The organism is Dermacoccus sp. NHGro5, assembly GCF_017565385.1.
Taxonomy (GTDB): Bacteria; Actinomycetota; Actinomycetes; order Actinomycetales; family Dermatophilaceae; genus Dermacoccus; species Dermacoccus nishinomiyaensis.
Genome location: NZ_JAGEKQ010000050.1, coordinates 1 through 7,602, shown reverse-complemented (window position 1 = coordinate 7,602; position 7,602 = coordinate 1). Strand labels below are relative to the sequence as shown.

Genomic DNA, 7,602 nt, shown 5'->3' with positions numbered 1-7,602 from the left:
AAGGAACACATCGGGCGCGACGTGTTCGTTCACTACCAGTGGTGGGTCGGCTCCGTCGACGCCGTCGCGACGGAGGCCGCCCGCTGACGCAGCCTCCCCCGCGTCGTTGACGTGCTGACGTGACGGGACGCGGGAGGCCGCGGTGAGGCCGCATGACGAAGGCCCGGTTCGAGTGAGAACTCGAACCGGGCCTTCGTCATGACCGGGCGACGATTGCCTCGCCCCGCGCGGCCACGCGAGAGCGTCAGCGCAGACGCGAGACGAACTTGTCCATCGTCGTCATCGGGCCGGTGAAGAACGGGATCTCGTGACGCACGTGACGGCGCGCCTCGGTGTAGCGCATCTCGCGCATGAGGTCGAGGATGCGGTGCAGGTCGTCGGCCTCGAACGCGAGGATCCACTCGTAGTCGCCGAGACCGAACGAGGCGATCGTGTTGGCGCGCACGTCGGGGTACTCGCGCGCGGCCATGCCGTGGTCGTGGAGCATCTTCTTGCGCTCCTCGTCGGGCAGCAGGTACCAGTCGTAGCTGCGCACGAACGGGTAGACGCAGATGTACTCGCGGGCACGCTCGTCGGCCATGAACGCGGGGATGTGGCCGCGGTTGAACTCGGCGACACGGTGCATCGCCATGTTCGACCAGAACGGCGTGAGGTGACGCCCGAGCTGCGTCGCGAGGAATCCGCGGTAGGCGCTCTGCAGTTCGTCGACGGATTCGCTGTGCATCCACAGCATGAGGTCGGCCTCGGCGCGCAGGCCGGCGAGGTCATAAGCGCCGCGGACGGTGACGCCCGTGTCGGCGAGCGAGTCCAGGAAAGCCTGCGCCTCGGTGGCGATGGCGTCGCGGTCGCCGTCGATCTCCTTGGAGACGGAGAAGACCGACCACATCGCGTACACCAGCGAACCGTTGATGCGATCGACCATGACGTGCTTCGGTTCGGCCTTGCTCGCGGTGTCTGCGGGGGTGTTCGTCTCGGACGTCATCGTCCGCCTCCTTGTCGTGGCACTTCTTCGGATTCTGGTGGAGAGTCTAGGCGCGGGGCGCGCTCGAGGTGACGGCGCGATCGGCGGCCGCGCGGGCCGTCGCGACGCACGCGGGGATGCCGACACCGTGCATCGCGGCCCCTGCGACAGCGAGTCCGGGCAGGTCGGCGAGCGCGTCCTCAGCCCGTTCGATGCGCGCCAGGTGGCCCAGGGCGTACTGGGGCAGCCCGTCCCGCCAGCGCTGCACGTGCTGATCGCGCGGCGTCGGCAGCGGGTGGCCGAGGGCGTGCTCGAGGTCGGCCAAGCCCGCTGCGGCGAGGGCGTCGTCGCCCTCGCCGAGGATCGCGTCGTCGCGGTGACGCCCGAGCGAGACCCGCACGTACGTGACGTCGGGGGCAGCCTCGGCGAGCCACGGCCACTTGATCGACGAGAACGTCGACGCCTTGATCGTGCGGCCGTCGACGGGCGGGACGAGGAAGCCCGTACCCTGCGGAAGCTGCTGTGCGACAGCCGAATCGAACGCGTAGGTGACGATGGCCATCGAGGCGTACTCGATCTCGGCGAGCGCGTCGGCCGCCTCGGGCGCGAGGTCGGCGAGCAATCGGGCTGTGACGGGCGCCGGCGTCGCGAGGACGACGGCGTCGAACGTATGCGGCTCGGGCAGGCCCTCGACGTCGACCTCGACGTGCCAGCCGGCGCGGTGCGCGAGGGCGCGACGCAGGTCTATGACGGTGGCCCCGGTGCGGATCGCCACTCCCCTGGCGTCGAGGGCTTCGCGAAGTTTCTCGGGCAACGACCCCATGCCCCCGGCGGGTGCGCCGAACACCTGACGGGCGTCGTTCGACGAAACGGCCGACGACGCCGCCGCAGCAGCCTGCGTCAGCAGGGTGCCGGCGCGTAGCGCGGCGTAAAGGGCGGGGACGCAGGCGCGCGTCGACAGCTCGCGCGCGTGGCCGGCGTACACGCCACCGAGCAGCGGTTCGACCATGCGGTCGACGACGGCCGAGCCAAGTGCCTGCTCGACGGCGTCACCGACGCTGATGTCGGCTTCAGCATCGTCGAGGGTGAGGCTGACGGCCCGTTCGTCGGCGGCGCGCGCGACCTCGGCGTCGTCGAGGAGACCGGCGGCGGCGTGTGGGTCGGAGGGGATGCCCATGAGCGTGCCCGCGGGCAGCGCCTCGAGCGAGCCTCGCGACCACAGCATCGCTGGAAAGCGTTGCGGGTGAACGGAATCGACGCCGAGCTCGGCGAGCAGCGCGACGACTTCGGGCCGACGCCAGAGCGCCGACTCGGCGCCGACGTCGACGGCGTGCCCGGCGATCACCTCTTGGCGCAGCTTGCCCCCAACGCGTTCGTCCGCGTCGAACACCGTCACCTGCGTGTCCGGGTGCGTCGTGCTGACGTGCCACGCTGCGACGAGCCCCGAGATGCCACCACCGATGATGCCGACCTTCATGTGATCCAGCATTTCACCTCGCACCCCCAGCCACGTCGTCGAGGGGCGCCTGCGGCCCAGATGGTGACGAAGGTCCTACGTGCGTACCCGCCGTCACCATTGCGCCGCCTCTGCGCCCCTGGACACGACGCGCACGAGACTCGACTCGCCCCTAGGGTGACGCCATGCGCACGCCCCACCCGACCGCCGACGTTCCAGAGCAGGGCATGCCCACACCGCCACCTGCCGATGCGGCCTCGACCGGCGGCGTGCGGCGCCGTCACCGAACCTTGTCGAACCTGACGCCCGCCGAGCAACTGCGCGCCGGGCGTCTCGGGCTGCGTCTGCCCCAGTTGTTCGTCGGCCTGACGCTGTACGGCGCCGCGATGGGTCTGTTCGTGCGCAGCCATGTCGGCCTCGACCCGTGGGACGTGTTCCACATGGGCGTCAGCGAACACACGGGGCTCGACATGGGCACCGTCACGATCATCACGTCGTTCGCCGTGCTGCTGTTGTGGGTGCCGCTGCGCCAGTGGCCGGGGCTCGGGACGATCGCGAACTCTGTCTGGATCGGGCTCGCCCTCAACGCGACGCTGGCCGTCACGCCCGACGTGCACGGCGTCGCCTGGCAGGTGGTGGTCTTCGCGCTCGGGCTGGTCCTCAACGGCATCGGCGGTGCGATGTACATCGGCAGCCAGCTCGGCCCCGGCCCGCGCGACGGGTTGATGACAGGCCTGCACCACCGCACCGGTGCGAGCCTGCGCCTCATCCGCACCGGCATCGAGGTGAGCGTCCTCGTCATCGGGTGGCTGCTCGGCGGCGTCGTCGGGCTCGGCACCGTGGCCTACGCCCTGCTCATCGGCCCGCTCGTGCAGTTCTTCCTGCCGTGGTTCATCGTCGACCTGCACCGTGGAGCTGCTACGCCCCATGAAGACGTCGGCCCCGAAGCGCACTGATCCACTGCCGCCGCCCTCCACCTTCACCGCGCTGCCCGCCTCCCGAGCGCAGCTGAGTCACTTCGTGCGACCCGCGTCGGTCAGGACTGACTCACGTGGCACGAAGTGACTCAACCGCAAGAACGAGCGCCGAACCTCAGGCACTCAGCCAGCGACGCACCCGTGGTGGTAGGTCGTCGCGACGGCGCGTCAGCGCGAACTGGTGCGACGCGACGACGACGGCCGCAACGAGCAGACTCGCGCCGGCGAGCGTCGTGTCCCACATGACGGTGAGCGCGGACGCCACCCCGAGCGTCATGACGAGGTGGATGCGGCGGGTGCGCATCGCGAGCAGCACACCGCACGGCAGCACGGTGAACGCGTACCAGGAGTGCACGACGGGCGCGAGCAGGACGACTGCGGCGAACACTCCCGCGTTCGTCACCATCGCCGACGGCAATTTGCCCGTCGGCCGGCGCAGCGCCGCCCAGATGACAAGGATGACGGCGAGACCCATGCCGGCGCCGCGGATGAGCGACATCGCGAGGTCGCCGGCCTCGTCGCTGATGAAGCCGAAGAAGTAGCGGGGCAGGTAACCGAGAGCCGTGGGGATCGAGGCGGGCGTGACGACGACGCCCGGCACGCTGAGCGCGCGGATCCAGCCGACGCCGAGGCCATATGGGATGCCGCACAGCGCCGTCACGAGAGCCCCCAGCAGCCCCGCCTGTGCGAGGCGGGCGAAGCGTCGACGCAGGTCGACGCCCACCGGCAATGACAACAACACGACGGGGACGACGGCCACGATGGCGGTGAACTTGACCCCTGCGGCGACACCGACGAAGACGGTGGCCCACACCCAGCGCCCCGCCGCTGCCCACACGAGCGCGACCGTGACGAGGCCCATGAGGAGCACGTCGTTGTGCTCGCCACCGAAACCGTGGGCGAGCACGAGCGGGGAGGCCAGCGTCAGGGCGCTCGCGAGCGCGGGGCTGACGTCGAGGCGACGCGCGAGACGCGGCACGGCCCAGGCGGTGAGGACGAGCCCGATGATGATCGGGACGCGCTGCAGCCACACGAGAACCGTCGGTTCCTTCACGACCTCGGTGCACAGGGCGCCCCACGTCAGGGGCAGCGGACCGTATGGCGTCGGGGTGTAGCGCCAGATCGGGTCGACCATCGAGGTGAGCAGTTCGGGCATCTCCCCCGGGGAGACGACGTACGGGTCGCGGCCCGACTGCGTCAGTGCCCCCTGCGCGAGGTAGCTCCAGCCGTCGTGGGAGAACATCGGCGGCGCGATGAGCCACGGCAAGGCCCACAGTGCCGTCAGGCGCCGGACGACGGCCGTCGCCGCGCGTTGCGCGACGCCGTCGCGGGGCGTGTGCCGGGTGGCGCGCGCGAGGTCGACCCAGGCCCACGCGAGCAACAGCATGCCGGCAGCGACGATGATCCAGCCCGCGACGCGCCCCAGCTGCTGCTGGTAGAGCCAGTGCAGCGGCGCGAGCACGTCGCGCACCGGGCCCGGCGGCAGGTCGTTCGTCATGAACCCGCCGAGCATGGCGAGCGCGGAGCCGACGACGCCGCGCGCCGTCAGCCCCTTGCTCGTCGTGAGCGCTTGGGCGGGGCGCTCAGCGCGCGGAAACGCTGTGGACACGCTCTACGACCCGGGTGACGACGTCGGGGTCGGTGCTCGGCAGGACGCCGTGACCGAGGTTGAAGATGTGGCCCTTCGCGCGCCGACCGGCTGCGACGATCTCGTCGACACGCGCCGCGAGCGGCTCCCACGGCGCGAACAGCAGCGCCGGGTCGAGGTTGCCCTGCAGCGCGTACTGGTTGCCGGTGCGCTCGCGGGCCGCGTCCAGGCTGACGCGGAAGTCGACGCCCACGACGTCGGCGCCCGCCTCACCCATCGCACCGAGCAGCTCGCCGGTGCCGACGCCGAAGTGGATCTTCGGCACGTCGATGCCGGGAAGATCGTCGACGGCGGCGAGGGCCGTGCGGGAATGGGGCTGGACGAAGCGCAGGTAGTCGTCGAGCGGCAGGTTGCCGACCCACGAGTCGAACAGCTGGATGGCGCTCGCGCCCGCTGCTGCCTGAACGCGCAGGAAGGCGCCCGAGATCTGCGCGAGGCGCGCGCACAGGTCGTTCCACAGCTGCGGATCGCCGTACATGAGCGCCTTGGTGTTCTCGTGGTTCTTCGACGGCCCACCCTCGATGAGGTACGACGCGAGCGTGAACGGCGCGCCGGCGAACCCGATGAGCGGCGTGCCACCGAGCTCGGCGGTGATGAACTGCACCGACTCGGTGATGTCGGTGACCATGTCGGGCGTCAGCTCGGGCAGACGCGCGAGGTCGGCGCGCGTGCGGAACGGTTGGGCGACGACGGGGCCGACGCCCGCGACGATGTCGAGGTCGACACCGGCCGCAGCCAGCGGCACGACGATGTCGGAGAAGAAGATGGCCGCATCCACGTCGTGGCGGCGCACGGGCTGCAGCGTGATCTCGGTGACGAGGTCGGGGCGGCGGCACGACTCGAGCATCCCGACGCCTTCACGCACCTTGCGGTACTCGGGCAGCGAACGCCCCGCCTGCCGCATGAACCACACCGGCGTGTACGGCACCTCCTCGCCGCGGGCAGCCTTGATGAGGACGGAGTTGCGCGGGTCTGCGTTCACTTCGGTCACGTCGTGGATTCTCTCACGCGCCCCTTGCCGCGACGCGGTCATCCGCGCGTCGAGGGTGTGACGTCTCGTCCGACATGGAGTTGGGCCCTGTCGAAGTCGCTCCCAGTCCGTCCCGCTCCTGCGGCGCGTCAGCCGCCCGCCCACGCTGGCCCCATGACGACCGACACGACGACGACGCCGCACGCCGACGACGCCCGACGTCCCACTGACGAACTGCGCACCCCGCGCCTGACGCTGCGTCGATGGACGAATGACGACGTCGACGCCGCTCACACCGGCCGCGGCTACGTGACGGAGGCTGCGCGCGCCATCCTCGACGAAGCGCTCGCCGGCGGCCTGCGCCGCGGCGTCGCCGTCACCGATCTCGACAACCACGCCTCGCAGCGGGTGGCCCGCAGGATCGGCATGCACCACGTCGGCCGCGCACGCGTCGACGACGACCAGGAACTGGAGTTCTTCGTCAGCTGACGACGGACGCGCGCAGCCCCGAGACGCGCTCGGCGCCGAGCCGACGTCCCGTCACAGCGTCACGAGGACCACGCCGACGACCGTCAGCGCTACCCCGACGAGTTGCACCATTCGCAGCCGCTCGGCGAGCACGAGGCGGGCGAGAAGGAGCGTCGCGACGGGGTACAGCGAGCCGAGCACGGCGACGATCGACACCTGCCCCTGCGCGGACGCCGCCGCGAACAGCAGGTTCGCCGTCAGGTCGCCCATGCCCAGCAGCGGCAGCACGAGCACGTCGCGGCGCGTCAGCGGTTCCCGGGCGAGCCCCTTCGAGCGCAGGGCGAACAGCGTCGGCAGCAGCAGCGTCAGCGACCCGCAACGCATCGCCAGCATGGCTCCCGACAAGTCGTGCCGCGCACCACCGTCCATGCAGTACAGCGACACCCCGAACCCGAGCGCGGAGATGCACGCGAGGACGACGGGGCGTCGCCCGACGTCGCCGCTCAGTTCCGGTCCGCTCGCGAGCACCGCACCGGCGAGCGCCACGAGCAACCCGATGCCGATCGAGGGCGTCCACGCGTCCCCGCGCACGAGGCCGAGGACGACGGGGACGATCGCGCCCAGCGCCGTGATCGGCGAGACGACACCCATCGTCCCGCTGGACAGCGCCGCATACAGACACATCAGCCCGACGGCGCCGCTCAGCCCCGCGCCGACGCCCCACGTCGCCCACGACGTCCAGTCGGACGAGCCGTGCGTGCCGGAGAGGGAGACGACGCCGAAGAAGATCAGTGCCGCGACGAGTCCCCCGAGCTGCGACAGGGCCACCACCTTGACGGGGTGGAAGCGTTTCGCCCACAGCCCGCCCACGAAGTCGGCCGTGCCCCACACGGCGGAGGAGAGCAGCGCCACGAACGTCACCATTCGCGCCACTCTAGGGCCATACGCCCGGCGAGACCCCAGCGCACCGCCTGTCCCCATCTGCGATTTTCGTCCACATTCACTCCTGGTGAATGTGGACGAAAATCGCAGATGGGGACAGGAATCGCCGATGGGTCCGGGCGGGGCCCTTGACGACCCGCGCGGCGTGGCTCCCAGGTTTCGCGTGATAACGCCCCTAGG

7 protein-coding genes are annotated in these 7,602 nt (G+C 70.8%); 2 read left to right on the top strand and 5 right to left on the bottom strand.

The genetic code is table 11. From position 1 onward, the window contains the following. Positions 1-244: 244 nt before the first annotated feature. Both hemQ and hemG read right to left on the bottom strand, forming a co-directional pair. Positions 245-922 (bottom strand): hydrogen peroxide-dependent heme synthase, encoded by a 678-nt coding sequence (hemQ, locus tag J4Z35_RS13935; RefSeq protein WP_170957187.1) that lies wholly within the window; start codon positions 920-922, stop codon positions 245-247. Positions 923-1,028: 106 nt separating this feature from the next. Continuing rightward, the gene (gene hemG / locus J4Z35_RS13930) at positions 1,029-2,438 is read right to left on the bottom strand and encodes a protoporphyrinogen oxidase (RefSeq protein WP_074039518.1); all 1,410 of its coding nucleotides are present in this window, start codon (positions 2,436-2,438) and stop codon (positions 1,029-1,031) included. Between the two features lie 206 nt (positions 2,439-2,644). Here hemG and J4Z35_RS13925 point away from each other — a divergent pair, with 206 nt between their 5' ends. Continuing rightward, on the top strand, positions 2,645-3,373 hold the full coding sequence (locus J4Z35_RS13925) for a hypothetical protein (protein WP_074039516.1): 729 nt from the start codon (positions 2,645-2,647) through the stop codon (positions 3,371-3,373). Positions 3,374-3,509: 136 nt separating this feature from the next. Here the strand turns inward: J4Z35_RS13925 and mptB are convergent, their stop codons facing one another. Both mptB and hemE read right to left on the bottom strand, forming a co-directional pair. Then, entirely contained in the window at positions 3,510-5,003 is a 1,494-nt protein-coding gene (gene mptB, locus J4Z35_RS13920; RefSeq protein ID WP_074039209.1) for a polyprenol phosphomannose-dependent alpha 1,6 mannosyltransferase MptB, read from the bottom strand. Beyond that, complete coding sequence (gene hemE / locus J4Z35_RS13915) at positions 4,978-5,946, bottom strand: uroporphyrinogen decarboxylase (RefSeq protein WP_240742487.1); 969 nt, start codon at positions 5,944-5,946, stop codon at positions 4,978-4,980. The genes mptB and hemE overlap by 26 nt, the downstream gene beginning before the upstream one ends. 240 nt (positions 5,947-6,186) lie before the next feature. Between hemE and J4Z35_RS13910 the strand changes: the two genes are divergently transcribed. Then, on the top strand, positions 6,187-6,501 hold the full coding sequence (locus tag J4Z35_RS13910) for a GNAT family N-acetyltransferase (RefSeq protein WP_074039207.1): 315 nt from the start codon (positions 6,187-6,189) through the stop codon (positions 6,499-6,501). Positions 6,502-6,552: 51 nt separating this feature from the next. Here J4Z35_RS13910 and J4Z35_RS13905 read toward each other — a convergent pair whose 3' ends face one another. Beyond that, a complete protein-coding gene (locus J4Z35_RS13905) occupies positions 6,553-7,404 on the bottom strand; it encodes a DMT family transporter (RefSeq protein WP_074039206.1) in 852 nt (283 codons plus the stop codon). Positions 7,405-7,602: the final 198 nt, after the last annotated feature.